Annotated in this window: 18 protein-coding genes and 1 riboswitch; of the genes, 16 read left to right on the top strand and 2 right to left on the bottom strand. The window is 43.3% G+C overall.

From position 1 onward, the window contains the following. Positions 1-283 precede the first annotated feature (283 nt). Positions 284-649: a GNAT family N-acetyltransferase gene (locus ATG71_RS13160; RefSeq protein WP_079533071.1), complete on the top strand. Its 366-nt coding sequence runs from the start codon at positions 284-286 to the stop codon at positions 647-649. Between the two features lie 13 nt (positions 650-662). On the opposite strand, the gene ATG71_RS13165 is transcribed toward ATG71_RS13160, so the two are convergent. Further along, complete coding sequence (locus ATG71_RS13165) at positions 663-1,193, bottom strand: DUF309 domain-containing protein (protein ID WP_098439971.1); 531 nt, start codon at positions 1,191-1,193, stop codon at positions 663-665. A gap of 165 nt (positions 1,194-1,358) precedes the next feature. Between ATG71_RS13165 and ATG71_RS13170 the strand changes: the two genes are divergently transcribed. From ATG71_RS13170 to ATG71_RS13240, 15 genes are all read left to right on the top strand, one after another. Then, complete coding sequence (locus ATG71_RS13170) at positions 1,359-2,123, top strand: segregation/condensation protein A (RefSeq protein ID WP_098439972.1); 765 nt, start codon at positions 1,359-1,361, stop codon at positions 2,121-2,123. Next, positions 2,110-2,703 carry an SMC-Scp complex subunit ScpB gene (scpB, locus tag ATG71_RS13175; protein ID WP_079533076.1) on the top strand — a complete coding sequence of 198 codons (594 nt, stop codon included), beginning with the start codon at positions 2,110-2,112 and terminating at the stop codon, positions 2,701-2,703. The genes ATG71_RS13170 and scpB overlap by 14 nt, the downstream gene beginning before the upstream one ends. Before the next feature lie 187 nt (positions 2,704-2,890). Further along, positions 2,891-4,057 carry a D-alanyl-D-alanine carboxypeptidase family protein gene (locus tag ATG71_RS13180; RefSeq protein WP_098439973.1) on the top strand — a complete coding sequence of 389 codons (1,167 nt, stop codon included), beginning with the start codon at positions 2,891-2,893 and terminating at the stop codon, positions 4,055-4,057. After that, positions 4,050-4,643 (top strand): nucleoside recognition domain-containing protein, encoded by a 594-nt coding sequence (locus tag ATG71_RS13185; RefSeq protein WP_034758232.1) that lies wholly within the window; start codon positions 4,050-4,052, stop codon positions 4,641-4,643. The genes ATG71_RS13180 and ATG71_RS13185 overlap by 8 nt, the downstream gene beginning before the upstream one ends. Then, a complete protein-coding gene (locus ATG71_RS13190) occupies positions 4,644-5,171 on the top strand; it encodes a spore maturation protein (RefSeq protein WP_034758235.1) in 528 nt (175 codons plus the stop codon). Between the two features lie 163 nt (positions 5,172-5,334). Further along, positions 5,335-6,066 carry a pseudouridine synthase gene (locus tag ATG71_RS13195; RefSeq protein ID WP_079533079.1) on the top strand — a complete coding sequence of 244 codons (732 nt, stop codon included), beginning with the start codon at positions 5,335-5,337 and terminating at the stop codon, positions 6,064-6,066. A 256-nt stretch (positions 6,067-6,322) separates the two neighbouring features. After that, positions 6,323-6,853, top strand: a complete 531-nt coding sequence (resA, locus tag ATG71_RS13200) for a thiol-disulfide oxidoreductase ResA (protein WP_098439974.1) — start codon at positions 6,323-6,325, stop codon at positions 6,851-6,853. A gap of 31 nt (positions 6,854-6,884) precedes the next feature. After that, positions 6,885-8,561, top strand: a complete 1,677-nt coding sequence (resB, locus tag ATG71_RS13205) for a cytochrome c biogenesis protein ResB (RefSeq protein ID WP_098439975.1) — start codon at positions 6,885-6,887, stop codon at positions 8,559-8,561. Beyond that, the gene (gene ccsB / locus ATG71_RS13210) at positions 8,542-9,717 is read left to right on the top strand and encodes a c-type cytochrome biogenesis protein CcsB (RefSeq protein ID WP_098441823.1); all 1,176 of its coding nucleotides are present in this window, start codon (positions 8,542-8,544) and stop codon (positions 9,715-9,717) included. The genes resB and ccsB overlap by 20 nt, the downstream gene beginning before the upstream one ends. Before the next feature lie 121 nt (positions 9,718-9,838). Next, positions 9,839-10,555 carry a response regulator transcription factor gene (locus tag ATG71_RS13215; protein ID WP_034758246.1) on the top strand — a complete coding sequence of 239 codons (717 nt, stop codon included), beginning with the start codon at positions 9,839-9,841 and terminating at the stop codon, positions 10,553-10,555. Continuing rightward, positions 10,552-12,315 (top strand): ATP-binding protein, encoded by a 1,764-nt coding sequence (locus tag ATG71_RS13220; RefSeq protein ID WP_098439976.1) that lies wholly within the window; start codon positions 10,552-10,554, stop codon positions 12,313-12,315. Before ATG71_RS13215 ends, ATG71_RS13220 begins: the two co-directional genes overlap by 4 nt. A gap of 254 nt (positions 12,316-12,569) precedes the next feature. After that, positions 12,570-13,124, top strand: a complete 555-nt coding sequence (locus ATG71_RS13225) for an RNA polymerase sigma factor SigX (protein WP_098439977.1) — start codon at positions 12,570-12,572, stop codon at positions 13,122-13,124. Then, positions 13,096-14,313: a hypothetical protein gene (locus tag ATG71_RS13230; protein WP_098439978.1), complete on the top strand. Its 1,218-nt coding sequence runs from the start codon at positions 13,096-13,098 to the stop codon at positions 14,311-14,313. Before ATG71_RS13225 ends, ATG71_RS13230 begins: the two co-directional genes overlap by 29 nt. Positions 14,314-14,534: 221 nt before the next feature. Further along, positions 14,535-15,428, top strand: a complete 894-nt coding sequence (locus ATG71_RS13235; protein WP_098439979.1) for a M23 family metallopeptidase — start codon at positions 14,535-14,537, stop codon at positions 15,426-15,428. Positions 15,429-15,532: 104 nt separating this feature from the next. Beyond that, a riboswitch (FMN riboswitch) is annotated at positions 15,533-15,667 on the top strand. A 157-nt stretch (positions 15,668-15,824) separates the two neighbouring features. Next, the gene (locus ATG71_RS13240; RefSeq protein WP_098439980.1) at positions 15,825-16,394 is read left to right on the top strand and encodes an ECF transporter S component; all 570 of its coding nucleotides are present in this window, start codon (positions 15,825-15,827) and stop codon (positions 16,392-16,394) included. Positions 16,395-16,499: 105 nt separating this feature from the next. Here the strand turns inward: ATG71_RS13240 and ATG71_RS13245 are convergent, their stop codons facing one another. After that, the gene (locus ATG71_RS13245) at positions 16,500-16,748 is read right to left on the bottom strand and encodes a ferredoxin (protein ID WP_034758261.1); all 249 of its coding nucleotides are present in this window, start codon (positions 16,746-16,748) and stop codon (positions 16,500-16,502) included. Positions 16,749-16,951: the final 203 nt, after the last annotated feature.

Raw genomic sequence — 16,951 nt, forward strand, 5'->3', positions numbered from 1 at the left:
TTCGATTTTACTATACAATAACAATGACATAAACACATAGATTGAAGTCAAAGGAGTCAGTCATGAAGATCAGTAATAAAGCATTGTTCTTGTTATTAATCGTTGCCGGTCTGGTGTGGGGAGTCATCTACTGGATGTTCATCGCTGGAAACTGATTGATTGGGATTTGCTTAATAAAAGTAAATTTAGTAAGATAAATAAACATTCATATCAATTAAATTTCTAGTTTTTGTCTATAATAGGAAATAAATAGATTAGACATAAAACATGACGAGGGGTAAATATGTTAATTCGGTATAAAAAGGCGTTTGAAAAGATTGCCATGGGATTATTATCTTTCATGCCAAATGAAAAGGATTTGAAGAAGCTTCAACAAACGATGAAGCAATACGAAACTGAAGAAAATTGGCAGCTCTTTTTATGGAAAGAAGAGGACATAGTAGGTTTGATCGGAGTTTACAAAACAGAAGGTACATTAGAGATTCAACATATATCAGTCAATCCATCACATCGTCACGAAGGAATCGGGAAATCCATGGTGAAACATCTAAGGGAAATGCACTCGGAGTTTGAAGTGAAACCCAATTCAGACACCGCGTCATTTTTCGAGAGATGTGATGAAATGGATGTAGACAGCGAGGAACAATAAAGAGGCAGACCGCCTATTCTGGTGGTCCGCCTCTTTTTTTTCGTAAGGCATTTCTCCGCTCGGTTATCACATCGGTGCGGTCCCTGAGGGAATGACGGTGAATGAGTGCTGAATTCGTCAGGTCACTCTCTGAGCACCACAAATAGCCATTTTTCCTGCACCGCAGTTGAACCTGATCTGATAGTGAAGCATCCGTCAAAGGCAGGATGATACTGTGATAAGGTTGATTTTCACCGATTTGGTGAATGGTTTCCTCAATCATTGCTTGAAGCTTTCTGGAATGAATCCCCAACCCGGTCAATGATTTGTGATTCCCCTCAATATTCTTCTTAGCTTTATTGAATGTTCTGACCGCACCTGTCAGATTGCCTCTTCTATAATGATAAAAGCCGACTGCGACCTGGATGAGACCCACCCAGTGGGAAGTCCTGTTTCCCGGATCGACTTCTTTCCAATATTCTTCTAATACTTCATGGCATTCAAAATAATCTCGATTACCGTGGAAATACATTAAGTATTCGATGTAGGCTTCCGGATAAACCATACGATCCCTCCATATGACGCAAAGTAGTTAAATTGTAGCATAAACCCCTGCTGATACGACAGGAAAGCCTGTAAATACAAAACTTTCTATTGGAGAATAGTGGTCTTTCTACTATACTATTAAGTAGCGTTCCAGCAAGATTGTTATGAGAAATTTGGTGATAAAGTGGAATACAATGTAAAGATTGACGCTTTTGAGGGTCCCCTGGATCTTCTTTTGCATCTGATTAACTCGTTAGAAATTGATATATATGATATTCCTATGGCTCAGATCACGGAGCAATATATGTTATATGTACATACGATGAAGGATTTGCAACTGGATGTCGCAAGTGAATATCTGGTGATGGCAGCTACGTTACTCGCCATTAAAAGTAAAATGCTCCTTCCTAAGCATGATGAGGGCATGATGGGCGATGAAATCGAATTTGAAGAAGAAGATCCCCGGGACGAACTGGTGGAGCGGTTGATTGAGTATCGTAAATTTAAAGAAGCGGCGAATGAGCTGAAGCATCGTGAGGAAGAGCGGGGGCAAGTGTATACCAAGCCTCCAAGTGACCTTTCTGAATTCAGTGAAGAGGTCGATTTAAAGAATACTGAAGTTCAGGTATCGTTATATGATATGCTTGGAGCTTTTCATAAATTATTGAGAAGGAAAAAACTTCAGCGCCCTGTTCAAACGAGAATTACAAGGCAGGAAATATCCATTGAGAAAAGAATGACCGATATTCTGGAAAACTTACAGAATCTAAAAAGACGAACATCCTTTACAAGTCTTTTCCCCTCTGACAGCAAAGAGCATCTCGTGGTGACGTTCCTTGCTGTGCTTGAATTAATGAAGCGTAAACAAATCATCGTCAACCAGGAGAATAACTTTACGGAAATATTTGTAGAAGCAGGAGAGGAGGCTGGAATGGTTGAGCAGTATTAATTGGAAAGGGATCCTTGAAAGCTTATTGTTTGCAGCGGGGGACGAAGGTCTATCACTGAAACAGGTCTGTTCTGTACTTGAAATCGAAGAACAGAAAGCAAAGGATGTCCTTGAAGACTTGAAGAATGATTATGAGAATGATTCCAATCGAGGCATATACATCATTGAAATAGCAGGAACCTTTCAATTAGTGACCAAAAAAAGGAATGCAGACTACTTGAAGAAACTGGTAGAATCCCCACATGTAAGCTTCCTGTCCCAGGCAGCCCTTGAAACCCTTGCGATTATCGCGTATAAACAGCCAATCACGCGCATGGAAATCGAACAGATCAGGGGTGTCAAGACCGAGCGTCCCATTCAGACCCTTACATCAAAAGGGCTCGTCAAGGAAGTGGGCAGGGCGGAAGGGACCGGACGTGCCTTTTTATTTGGTACAACGAAAGAATTTCTGGACTACTTCGGCCTGAAGAGCATCGAGGAGCTTCCACCTCTGCCTGAAAACATTGAAGACGAATTCGCCCAGGACGAAGCGGACCTGTTCTTTGAGAAATTTCAGGAGACGATGGAAACGAACAAATAGAAAATCGTATATGAAAACGCAGGACTGTGAAGTTGCATACACAGTCCTGCGTTTTTTTGTTTTGCGACGGTCCATCGTGATAAACGTTTCACCTGTACAATCTGCCTCTTCCGCTTTCGAGATTTCACTCATATAACCCCTTGTCCTTTCATAAACTTGTACAAACACGTTAGATTTAAAGGAGTAGATGGGTGTGAATCGAAAGAGAGCGAGATTTTACATATACTATTTTCTACTATTTGCTTTTCTGTTTGTCTCTGTTTCCGGAAAGGTTCTGGCTGCACCTTCAGTCAGCGCACAAAAAGCAATCTTAATGGATCAGGAAACAGGGCGCATTCTATATGAAAAGGATGCCCATACTCAAAGTCGCATTGCCAGCATCACGAAGATCATGACTGCGATCCTTGCCGTCGAGTCCGGAAAGTTGGATCAGGAAGTAACCGTATCATCGAACGCAGCCGGTACGGAAGGCTCCTCCCTTTACTTGAAGGCAGGAGAGAAGATAAAGCTTGAGGATCTCGTGTACGGATTGATGCTCAGGTCAGGGAATGATGGGGCAGTCGCCATTGCGGAATTTGTAGGGGGAAGCCTGGACGGTTTTGTCTATATGATGAATGAAAAGGCAAAGGGAATAGGGATGGAAAATACTCATTTCTCCAATCCACACGGTCTGGATGACCATGAAGATCACTATTCGACAGCGTATGATATGGCCGTTCTCGCGAGATATTCAATGGGAAATGATAGATATAAGGAAATTGCAGGCACTAAAGTCCACACCGCTCCGAATCCTGATGAAAAGTGGGACCGCAAGTGGAAAAACAAAAATAGACTGCTGACTGAATTATATAAATATAGTACAGGAGGGAAAACGGGTTATACAAAACTGGCCAAAAGAACACTCGTTTCCACAGCTTCAAAGGATGGGGAGAATCTGATTGCCGTGACCCTGAACGGTCCTGATGACTGGAATGATCATATCGGGATGTTTGAATACGGATTTAAGCACTATGATTACAAAATCGTCCTGGACAAAGGCAGTATTAAAAAAATGGATGATAAAATCTATAAAGACCATGCCTATCTTAAACGGGAATCTGTACTAACCTTGACAGATGCTGAAGTGGATAAGGTCAAGGTGGAGTATAAGATGCTGAAGCCAAAACAGGAATGGTTAAAGGGTCAGCACGTGCCTGGGGTAGTCGGGAAGGCAGTGGTTTATTTAGGGGATAAGGAAGTGGATACCCTTCCCGTTTTTTATAAGGCATCAGGTGAAAAGAAAGAAGAAAAAAGCTGGTGGAAATTTTGGGCTTATTCCTTTGAATCCATCATAGGGGTACGGGATCATGGTTAACTTGATATGGGTGGGGATGACCATCATCGGGTTGATATTCGCAATCATTAACGGAAAAATGGCAGAGGTGAATGAAGCCATTTTCACCTCAGCCAATGAAGCTGTTACCTTATGCATAGGATTGATCAGTGTATTGGTGTTTTGGCTTGGGATCATGAGGATCGCCCAGGAAGCGGGATTACTTGATAAACTGGCTAAGTTGTTCAGGCCATTCGTGAAGAGGCTTTTCCCGGAAGTACCCGATAATCATCCGGCAATGGGGTATATCCTTTCCAACATGATGGCCAATATGTTTGGCCTCGGAAATGCTGCTACCCCACTCGGGATCAAAGCCATGGAGCAGTTGAAAAGCTTAAACGGTGGAAAGGATGTTGCCAGCAGGTCGATGATCACATTCTTGGCGATCAATACCTCAAGCATCACGATCATTCCGACAACGGTGATCGCGATCCGTATGAAATATGACTCTGCGTCGCCAACTGAAATAGTAGGACCGACTCTGATCGCCACGATGCTGTCCACCATTGGTGCAATTCTGATCGACCGTTATTTCCATTACAGGCGAACCCGTCGAGAGGTGAAGTAAATGCAATGGATATCCACCATTTCCCTATGGCTGATACCGATCATGATCGGATTTATATTAATCTATGGAACCATCAAAAAGGTCCCTACGTATGAAACATTTGTTGACGGAGGAAAGGAAGGGATCAAAATAGCGGTATCGATCATTCCCTTTCTGATAGGAATGCTTGTGGCCATCACCATCTTTCGGGAATCGGGTGCACTTGAATTCTTTGTTGGTCTGATCCGCCCAGCATTGCTCGCACTGGGCATCCCGCCGGAAATCGTCCCTCTGGCCATCATCCGGCCGATTTCCGGAACCGCTGCCCTCGGCATGATGAGTGATATCATCGCCACCAACGGACCCGATTCGTTCATCGGAAGACTCGCTTCCACCTTGCAGGGAAGCACAGATACAACCCTGTATGTACTGACCGTATATTTCGGTGCAGTCGGCATCCGGAAAATGGGGGATGCCCTGAAAGTGGGTCTCCTCGCCGATCTAGTAGGAATAGCAGCCGCCATCTTCATCGTCACCATCATGTTTTAAATATCTTTGATAAAATCATTTGATTGTAAAAATAACAGGAATAAAAAAGGCATAAAGGGATCGACTGAATTGGTCGATTTTCCTTTATGCCTTTCTATTTTGCCTGGATTGTGTAATAATTCATGAAGGTAAATGTATTGAAAATTAAATGAGGTGAAAGACCGTGGAACGATTACAAAAGGTAATTGCTCACAGTGGTGTGGCGTCACGCCGTAAAGCAGAGCAATTAATTATAGAAGGTAAAGTAAAGGTCAATGGGAAAGTCGTAAAGGAACTTGGAACGAAGGTATCACACTCCGATCGCGTTGAAGTAACGGGCATTCAGATCGAAAGAGAAAACAAAGTATATTATATGCTCTATAAACCAAGGGGTGTCATCTCGGCTGTAACCGATGATAAAGATCGTCAGGTGGTAACGGATTTCTTCCCTGAAATCGAGGAAAGAATTTATCCAGTCGGCAGACTTGATTATGAAACTTCAGGGATCCTCTTGTTAACCAATGATGGCGACTTTGCCAATTCCCTGATGCATCCAAGCAATGAGATTGAAAAGACGTATGTGGCAAGATTAAAGGGGATTCCGCCTAAATTCAAGATCCGTGAGCTTGAAAAAGGAATTAAGCTGGAAGACGGAATGACCGCACCGGCTAAAGTGAAAGTCCTGAGCATCGATAAAAAGCAGGGGAAATCAATCGTGGAAATCACGATTCATGAAGGAAGAAATCGTCAGGTCCGCCGGATGTTCGAAGCCCTGGGTTATCCTGTTCAAAAGTTGAAAAGAGAAAGATATGCATTCCTCTCGCTCCACGGCTTGAATGCGGGAGAGGGAAGAGAACTGACACCACATGAAGTGAAACAATTGAGGACGCTTGCTGAAACAGGCAGCATCCACTAAGGTCCACTATGGAAAGTGTCACATATCCTTCATATAATTTACATTAACTTTAAAGTGATAAATGGTATAATGAGAAAGGAATTTTACCCTGAAATCATGGGATATTTCTCTGCTCATTATGAGGATATGAAACCGTACATTATGGCAGGGACTGATCTCATAAGTGAACTCTTATGACTTCAGGCCCTTTGCTACTGTAAAGAGAGAAAAACTTCTCCATTCTTGAGAACGATTTCAATTTGGGAGGCACACGTAAATGAATAAGAAAAAACGCAGATTGCTCATCCGGACCATTATTCTCATTGTGCTGACTTCTGCAGTTGCATATACCCTTTATGCAAACTTCACAAAGGATGAAAGAGGGATGTTAAAGGCGGGCGATAAGGCACCGGATTTTGTCCTTACGGATATGGATGGGAATACACACCGCCTTTCCGATTATGAAGGAAAAGGGGTCTTCCTGAACTTTTGGGGAACATGGTGCAAACCGTGTGAAAGGGAAATGCCTTACATGAACAATCAATTTAAGAAGTATCAGGACCAGGGTGTACAGATTTTAGCGGTAAATGTAGGGGAATCCGATTTCCTCATTAACCGATTCGTTTCAAAACATGGGTTAGGATTCCCTATATTAGTAGACAAGGAAGAGGAAGTGCAGAATGCATACGGGATCGATCCACTTCCTACGACGTTCCTGATCAACCCTCAGGGAGAAATAGAAAAGATCATAACGGGTACGATGACAGAAAACGATATCATTGAAGATTTAGAGAGCATCAAGCCGTAAGGCAGCTTAACTTGAAATAAGGAGTTTTAGCATGAAAGAGATTAAATGTGTATGCGGTCATGTGAATCCAAATGGTACCGTTCTCTGTGAATCCTGTGGACGGGCTTTAACGGAGGAAGCAAAGAATGAAAAGCTCCATGACATGCGTTACGAGGGGAGTGCAAGACGTTCCCAAACGTATAATAAATCGATTATAGATAAGATTTGGAATTTCTTCTCTTCTGTGAAAGTGGGCGTATGGTTAATCGTCATCACGCTTATTGCTTCAGCAGTGGGGACGATACTTCCCCAGGAGCAGTATATTCCGAATGGTCAGCCTGCAGATGAATACTATAAAGATGTCTATGGTTTCTTCGGAGAACTGTACTATACGGTAGGTTTCCATGATCTATATAGCTCATGGTGGTACTTGCTCCTTATTGCATCCATTGGTGTTTCCCTCGTCATATGCAGCCTGGACCGGGTGATCCCCCTCTATCGCGCCTTGAAGAACCAACGTGTCTCAAGGCATGAAGGCTTCTTGAAACGTCAAAGGATATATGGGAAAACGGACACGACCGAATATCATGAGTCCCTCGGCAAAATAAAAGAAAAGCTGACCCGAAAAAAATATAAGATCCGGGAAGAGGATGGAAATATCCTTGCAGAGAAGAACCGTTTCTCAAGATGGGGTCCCTATGTAAATCATATCGGCCTTATCATCTTCCTATTCGGCGGCATGCTTCGATTCGTCCCGGGGATGTACATCGACGAAACGGTGTGGATCCGTGAAGGAGAAACGAGAGCCGTTCCGGGTACGGACCAGGAATATTACTTGGAAAACAAAGGATTCACCCTGGAGACATACGACAAGAACAAGGATAAAGAAGTATTCGGTGAAGCGATTGACAAAAACGGGACCATCGCGAAGAATTTCCAATCGGATGTGATCCTCTATAAGGAATCAGGAGATCGCGTTCCGGGTCAAAAGGCAGAACGCACGAAAGAGCAGGAGGATTCCATTAAAGTGAACCATCCTCTTAAATTCGGGAATTTTGCTGTCTATCAAACAAGTTATAAACTGGATGAATTCAAATCCATGTCCTTTACCCTGGATAATAAAAAGTCAGGGAAAAGCTTCGGTAAATTCACAGTTGATTTATTCGATCCGCAAAATGCCTATACGTTTGAAGATGGGTATAAAGCAGAACTTATGGGATATTATCCGGATTTCTCCGGGTTCAACGAACAGGGGGAACCGCAAACCAAATCTCCCCTGCCGAATAACCCGGCATTCCTGTTTAAATTGTTCTCACCTGAAAAGCCCGAAGGTGAAATCAGTTTTGTAGGAATCCGGAAAAACCTTGAGCCCTTAGGTGAAAATGACTACAAATTGTCATTTGCCGGTGTCGAGACGAGAGATGTATCGGCCTTGACCGTACATAAAGATCTTACCCTCTGGATTCTGGCCCTTGGAGGAGCCATCTTCATGATCGGTGTCATACAGGGTGCCTACTGGCATCACAGAAGGATCTGGATCAGGCGGAGTGATGATGGGGATGGACTCATCGTAGCCGGTCATACGAACAAAAACTGGCATGGTTTGAAAAATGAAATCAGTCTTGTATTGGAAGGCACTGGGATCAATGAGCCTGTCGATCAACAACAAAAGGACGATGTAAGGAGGAATGAGGATGTCAACGACAACAATGGCAGAGTGGAGCAGTAATTTACTTTACGTATCCTTCATCATGTATTTGATTGCGACTCTGTTTTTTGGCGGGAGTATCCGTCAAAAGAATACAACGGAAACAAACCAGAAGAAATGGGGCTTTATCGGGATTGCTTTAACCCTTGTCGGATTTGCCTCTCAATTGGGGTATTTCTTTCTTAGGTGGGGCGCTTCGGGACATGCACCTGTAAGTAATTTATTCGAATTTACAACCTTTTTCGGTATGATGCTTGTCGGAGCCTTCATCATTCTTTACTTTATGTATAAGACGACGATTCTTGGTGTCATTGCACTGCCATTCGCCCTTTTGGTGATTGCATACGCCAGCATGTTTCCAAAGGACATCAGTCCACTCATCCCCGCCCTTCAAAGTGATTGGTTGAAGATCCACGTCACAACCGTTTCGGCAGGGGAAGCGATTCTTTCCATCAGCTTCGTGGCAGGACTGATCTACTTACTGAAATCAGTTCAGCATACAAAAGGGAGCAGGCAGTCATTCTGGCTCGAGACCGTAATGTATTCACTGGTTGTCGTACTGGGGTTTGTTGTCGCATCGACGGCCTTCACCCTTGGGCATTATGAAGCAAACTTTCAATATGTGAATCAACAGGGTGAAGAGGCAATTTCAGAATACACCCTCCCTGCCCTGGTAGGACCGAATAAAGGTGATCTATTAAGCAAAGATGTGATGGAGCCGCTTGTTGAAATGCCTGCTCTCATCAATGCGAAGAAATTAAATACCGTGATTTGGTCATTTATGGTCGGGACAGTCATTTATCTTCTTCTCCGCTTGATCTTCAGAAAGCGGATTGCTGCTAAGATGCAGCCGCTCGTAAAGAATGTGAACCTCGACCTGATGGACGAAATCGGTTACCGTTCCGTGTTGATCGGTTTCCCGGTATTCACTCTTGGAGGACTCATCTTTGCCATGATCTGGGCACAGATCGCCTGGACCCGTTTTTGGGGATGGGACCCGAAAGAGGTTTGGGCATTGGTTACATTCTTATTCTATGCAGCCTTTCTCCACCTCCGCCTGTCCAAAGGCTGGCATGGCGAGAAATCGGCATGGCTTGCTGTAGTAGGGGTTGCAATCATTCTATTCAACCTTATAGCGGTTAATCTTATCATTGCTGGGTTACACTCATATGCTTAATCAATCGTAACGAAAGGAAGGAGCTGACAACCATGAGAATCCAATTCTCTTTCCTGTCAGCTTCTTTTTTTATACAAAATATAGGATAATATAGTGTAAATATACAAAGGGGGATGTACCCATGGAGGAAAATATTCGCATTCTGGTTGTTGATGATGAAGATCGAATCAGAAGACTCTTAAAAATGTATTTAGAAAGGGAAAACTATGAAATCGATGAAGCGGAAAATGGAGAACAGGCGTTAGAGATGGCCCTTGAACAAAACTATGATTGCATTCTATTGGATATCATGATGCCTGGAATGGATGGAATCGAAGTGTGTCAGCACCTTCGGGAAAGCAAGGCGACCCCCGTCATCATGCTTACTGCCAAGGGTGAAGAAGTGAATAGGGTACAAGGTTTCGAGGTCGGGACCGACGACTATATCGTGAAGCCTTTCTCTCCCCGTGAAGTGGTTCTCAGAGTGAAGGCATTATTACGACGCTCCACGAAGTCAAGCTTCATTCAGACGGATGCAAAAGCAAAGGACCTGATCGTTTATCCCCATCTGACAATCGATAATGATGCCCACCGGGTGTCGGCGGATGGAATCGATGTCAATCTGACTCCTAAAGAGTATGAACTCCTCTATTTCCTTGCGAAAGCTCCTGATAAAGTATTTGATCGTGAGCACCTTCTGAAGGAAGTATGGCATTACGAATTCTTCGGCGATTTGCGTACGGTGGATACCCATGTGAAACGATTACGGGAAAAGCTGAACAAAGTGTCTGAAATGGCAGCTAAAATGATCGTGACCGTATGGGGAGTAGGCTATAAATTCGAGGTAACAAATGAATGAGGCTTTGGCGTAGTGTAGTAGGGAAACTGTGGGTAACCATCCTGCTTCTGGTTTCCTTTGTATTATTTATCCTTACCATCTTATTGCTTGAATTTTTTCAAAATTACCATGTGGGTGTAGTAGAGAAAGAGCTGACCCATACGGCTGAAAAAGTAGCCAGGGTCATCGAGAATCATAATGATCTGACGCTCGGTATGGAACTGGGGAAAGAAATCATCGATGAACCTGTGAATATCATCATTTCCCTGGATCAAAACCAATCGTTATATTCTCAGGACTCGACGGTCTTTCAAAAGAAGATCCACCAGTATATCTCGAAGGATAATAAGCTTCAGTCGGTCAAATCAAAAGAAATCACCGTAAAAAAAGAGGTTGAACTGTCCAAGGAGTCTTCTAATCGATATGAGAATGTCATCGTAGTCGGGACTCCCCTTCATATTGATGGGGAAGATGGTGCCGTTTATCTCTATCAGTCCCTCGGGGTGATCAAAGATACGACACGACAAACCACCAAGCTGATTCTGCTTGCAGCGGGGATTGCCATCATCCTTACGACGATCTTTGCCTTCTTCCTTTCCACACGTATCACTGCACCGCTCCGGAAAATGAGGGAAGCGGCTTTCGAAGTGGCAAAGGGAAAGTTCGATACAAAGGTACCGATCCTGACGAAGGATGAAATCGGTGAACTTGCTACAGGCTTCAATCAGATGGGAAGGCAGCTGAAGTTCCATATCAATGCACTCAGTCAGGAAAAAGAACAGCTTTCATCCATTCTCAGCAGTATGGCTGATGGTGTCATCACCTTTAATCGGGACGGGACCATCCTGATCACGAACCCCCCTGCTGATCGTTTCCTTCAACACTGGTACTACGAGCAAAGTGAAGAGGGGGAAGAAGCAATCCCGACCACAGTAAGGGAGTTATTGCAGAGTGTGGTCGTAACCGAAATGGAACAGACTGATGAATTGAGTCTGCAAGGGCGTTCCTATGTAGTGATCGTGAGTCCCCTATATAATAATAACACTATCAGGGGAGCGGTCGCGGTGGTTCGTGACATGACAGAAGAACGGAGATTGGATAAGCTTCGGAAGGACTTCATCGCCAACGTCTCCCACGAACTTCGCACCCCCATTTCCATGCTGCAAGGGTATAGTGAAGCGATAGTGGATGATATTGCGGGATCCGAAGAAGAGAAGAAAGAGATTGCCCGCATCATCTATGATGAATCGCTTCGAATGGGAAGGCTCGTCAATGATCTCCTGGATCTTGCCCGCATGGAAGCCGGGCATATCACCCTGAACAAGGATGTGATCGGAGTGATGCCTTTCACGGAAAGAGTGACAAACAAGTTCATCGGATTGGCCAAGGAAAAAAAGGTTTCCATCTACTTTGAAAGTGATGTGGAATTGAATAAAGAGATTTTCATAGACCCCGATCGAATTGAACAAGTGTTAACGAATCTCATCGATAATGCAGTGAGGCATACGCCGACGGGTGGGGAAGTGACGGTTTCCCTGACGGAAAAGAAAGGCGGATTCTTGTTTCATGTCAGGGACACGGGATCCGGCATACCTGAAGAAGACCTTCCTTTCGTATTCGAGCGTTTTTACAAGGCAGATAAAGCCAGAACTAGAGGGAAGTCAGGAACAGGTCTCGGCCTAGCCATCGCCAAGAATATCATTGAGTCCCATAAGGGGCATATTCAGGTGCAAAGCAAGGTCGATCAAGGGACAACCTTCACGTTCTTTCTTCCTATTTAGCCAATTATCGATCATCTCCATAGAAACATGACGATTTTTCTTGTTACATGGGAAACATTCTTTATTTTTTGTTCTATTTCAAAAAGGATGTTGAAAAAGAGAATATGAGCCAGCAGGTGATTTCCCTGTTGGCTTTTTTCATGCGGTTTCCCGGTCAATATGGGTCTTTCCTTTTTACCAGAATAATACTATATTGATAGTGTGTAACTTTTTTACATAGTAAACGACTAATAATTTGACGGGGAGGGAATAAAGTGAACTCCGTTTTTGAGAAATTATACTCTGCTTATCATCAGGATGTATTTCAATTCCTCATATACATGGTACAAAATAAACAACAGGCAGAAGATTTGGCCCAGGAAGTCTATATCCGGGTGCTTAAATCTCATGAAAACTTCGAATGGAAAAGCTCCGAAAAGACATGGCTTTTTTCCATTGCGAAAAATGTTGCCATCGATCATTTCAGAAGGCAAAAAAACTGGAAGAACCGTATTCTGGAAAAATTCGATTGGAGTCGCAATGAAGTAACAGACGAAGGGGCACTTCCTGAAGAGATCACCGTTGCCAATGAAGAAATCCAGGTGTTGTATGAATGCTTGAAACACTGCACCACGGACTTTCGAATGGTCATCATCATGCGTTACTTACAGGAACTTTCAATCTCTGAAACCTCTGAGGTGCTTGGCTGGTCAGAAAGTAAAGTGAAAACGACCCAGCATAGGGCCATCAAATGGTTGAGGATTGAAATGAATCAGCGGCTCCCAAAGGAGGAAAGAGACATTGAACCAGTCAGAATGGAAAGATCGTGATATCGAGGACCTCATCAAAAAGCTTCCTCAAATCAAAGATGATCGAACTTCTCACTATTTCCATGCAGAAATGGAAAAGAAAACAAAGAAAAGTCAAACCCCATTTAAACGATTCATACCTGCAGTAGCGGCACTTGCCGCCATATTCATCATGGTCTTACTCGCTCCTACCGTTCTAAATCAACTAACGGATACCAGTATGGAGAAATCCGGATCAGGTGCGGAACGAGGCAGCTCAGAAAATAAAGGGGAAATCGCATCTCTCCAGAAAGAAAGTGAACGTCCTCCCCAATCCAGTAAAGAAGGGAAAATCGCTGTGACGGAGGCTCATCCAAAAGAAAACAGCAAGCTGGCGATGTCGGAGGATCTAAAAGAATCCCCAAAAAAGCTTTCTCTTTATGAAGAAGATCTAGAGGGAAAGGAATTCTATTCCTTTGGACTTGTTTCACCTGAAGCAGTACCCATACCTGTAACGATTGTGGAAGAACAGAGACAGGAAGACTGGTTGACAAGACATGAGCAAATTGGCGAGGAACTGCCGGAAACCGATTGGGGACTTGAAGACTATCTGCCTTTAGATGGAGATGTGTCTCTTGACAAGAATAAGGTCATCTTCACCCTCGCTCCCGATCATTCTTACAGTGGCAGCAGTGCAGTCGAATACGCTTTTTATCACTCTCTTCAATATTCATTCCAGCATAAAGGACTAGAAAAGGTTGTACTGAAAAATCAGGACGGTTCGGTTCCTCAATTCAGCTCGACGGGAGAATTCTCAAGCGTTGGTTTAAATGAAAAGACATATAGTGCATACTATCTCTACTCACCCAATGGGACGGACCGCTTCCTTGTACCGGATAATATAAACAGAGGCGGGATCAAGGAGTCGATCCAGGCAATGAAAAGTGCAGAGACGGGCCTTTTTCAAAGCGTTATACCGAAAGACATTAATTTTAACGTGACAGAAGCAGATGAGGTGGTAACCATCAGCTTTTTAAACGAATTGGATTTAACCACTTTAGAAGAACAAACCGCACAGGAGATGATCGAAGGAATATTGCTGACAAGCAGGAGCTCTGGATTTGAAAGTGCCCGGTTTGAAAATATCAAACAGGAAAGCTGGAACGGCTTTGATTTCACAGAACCCATCGAGACACCAATCAGCCCGAATAAAAAAAGCGTTGTACATTAAATATCATGGATAAAACCAGAAGCGGAGTTGAGCTCCAAATCTGGTTTTTTTTATTTTTACGCTATAAAAACGAATATTTACCCCCTGCACAGACAAACTACACAAAGGAAAAATATCTCAAAAAGGAATGCTGGTGCATGTAATGAGGGGGAAACGGTTAGAATGGTGTAATACATATAGAAGTCTAGGTACGTAGTCAATAAGACCGAAGGAGGACAAGCATGATTTTCGATTATGCAAGAAGGCTTTTCATCGTTTTTCTTTTAACGTTATCTGTATTCATGATGTTCTTAACCGGAAATGTGGCTAAAGCAGAGGGGGATAAGGTGTCAGGGGACACTTCGTCCTGGACATTTCCCGTAGAAGGTATGATAACAGATTCATATGGTACAAGGTCGGGTTCTCATAAAGGTATGGATATCGGAGGGGAAATAGGGTCACCTGTGTATTCTGTCGCTAAAGGAAAAGTGATCAAATCTTATCTTTCAGATAGCTACGGTCATGTTGTATTCATCAGGCATGAAAATGGATATGAAACCGTCTATGCGCATCTTCAAAGCAGGCTTGTGGATGAAAATCAGGAAGTGGCACAAGGGCAGCAACTTGGACAATTAGGAAACACTGGAAGATCAACGGGGGCTCATCTCCATTTTGAAGTACACAGGGGGAAGTGGACGATTGATAAGGAAAATGCAGTCGATCCCTATCGTGTTTTCGGTCAAGGGGAAGTCGGCCAGCTTGTATTTGCCAAAGAGAAGGACCCATTCCAGACAGTAGGGGTCACTGGGACTCCTGAATCACTTCCTGATGAAAGTGTAGCAGAAGGGGTGCACATCGTCCATAAAGGTGAGACCCTTTGGGGGATTTCCAGACAATACGGTTTGTCAGTTGAAGAAATAATGCAGAAAAATGCATTGAAGAGCTCCGGGTTAAAGGTCAATCAGAGATTGATGATTCCGGGATCCTCCCCTAAAGGGCAATACGTAGTGAAGCAAGGGGATACTCTGTATTCGATCTCTAAGGCGCAGGGGATCGATATGGACGAACTGGTGTCGAGGAATGACTTGAACCCGGCGTCGGCAATATATCCCCAGCAGGTGCTGAAGGTGTATTGATGGCGTCATAGAAAATGGAAACACATAATTAGTTCGAATTCGAACTGTTTTTCTTCACATAACACTCAACTTTATGTATAATGAGAATGTATAAAAAAATAAAGATTCGTCTTCGGGGCAGGGTGAAATTCCCTACCGGCGGTGATGAAACCACGTGTTTCTAAGCCCGCGAGCCTTTTGGGGCAGGATTTGGTGCAATTCCAAAGCCGACAGTATAGTCTGGATGGGAGAAGATGAAGGTGATGGCCACAACGTTTAGAAAATGGGAAGCTAAACGTTTATTAGGGTATGCCTTTCATTCTCCGGGATATGTTTGTTTATCCGGGAGTTTTTTAATGCTATCTTTGGCTTAAACCGTCTTCGATTTGAGATGAATCTCCTAAAGGAGAGAGAATTATGAAAAAAATGAATACGAGAATGTTTGTCACAGTTGGTATGCTAAGTGCCATATCGTATGTACTAATGTTATTCAACTTCCCAATTCCACCATTTCCAAAGTTTCTCATGGTTGATTTCAGTGATGTACCTGCATTGATTGCAACGGTCACACTGGGACCGCTTGCAGGAATATTGGTCGAACTGTTTAAAAACGTGATCGATTATGCCATGACCGGAAGCGACACAGGTGTTCCGATTGGTCATGCGGCCAATTTTATCGCGGGAGTCCTTTTGATTCTTCCGACGTACTACATCTATTCGCGTTTTCAATCGAAAAAAGGTCTCTTGGTCGGACTGATCACAGGAACTGTCGTCATGAGTATCAGCATGGGGATTCTGAATTATTTTGTATTCCTTCCTGCTTATAAAGTCTTCATGAACTTTGAGCTTCCTGCTGAAATTATCATTACCGGAATCGTTCCATTCAACATCCTGAAAGGGATTTTGGTGACATCCGTATTTACTTTACTGTTTGTCCGCCTTCAAGGCTGGCTATCAAGACAGGTGGCCTTAAACAAAGCGGCATAGTGATGTTATAAAATGAACCCCTCAACCATATTGAGGGGTTTTTCTATTGCATTTCATTCCATAAAAAAGGGCTAAGAAGATAGATCTTCTTAGCCCTCATCCTTACTATTCAAATTTCAGTGCATCTCCGTCGAATGGCTCGTCAGATACTTTAATGGAATCTGTCGGGCAACCTTCGAATGCATCGATCATATCATCTTCCAATACGTCAGGAACTTCAACCGTCCCCTGGTTATCATCTAATGTTACAAATGCAATACCTTCATCGTCATAATCGTAAATATCTGGAGCGGCAGCCCCGCATGCTCCACATGCAATGCATGTATCCTTGTCAACGATCGTATATTTTGGCAAAGAAAAAACCTCCCGAGTAAATAATTCTATATAATTCATCATTATACACAATGTCAATTTGTGAAAAATCACTTAATGTTTATTTTATAGAGGAATGGATGACTTTTCAATAGTTAGGTGCTTTCTTTTTATTTTTATCCTATATATGAAAAACAAAACATGGTGAAAAGCCAATTTCATGGTACAATATTTGACAATAACCT

The organism is Bacillus sp. es.034 (genome assembly GCF_002563655.1).
Lineage (GTDB): Bacteria > Bacillota > Bacilli > Bacillales > Bacillaceae_B > Rossellomorea.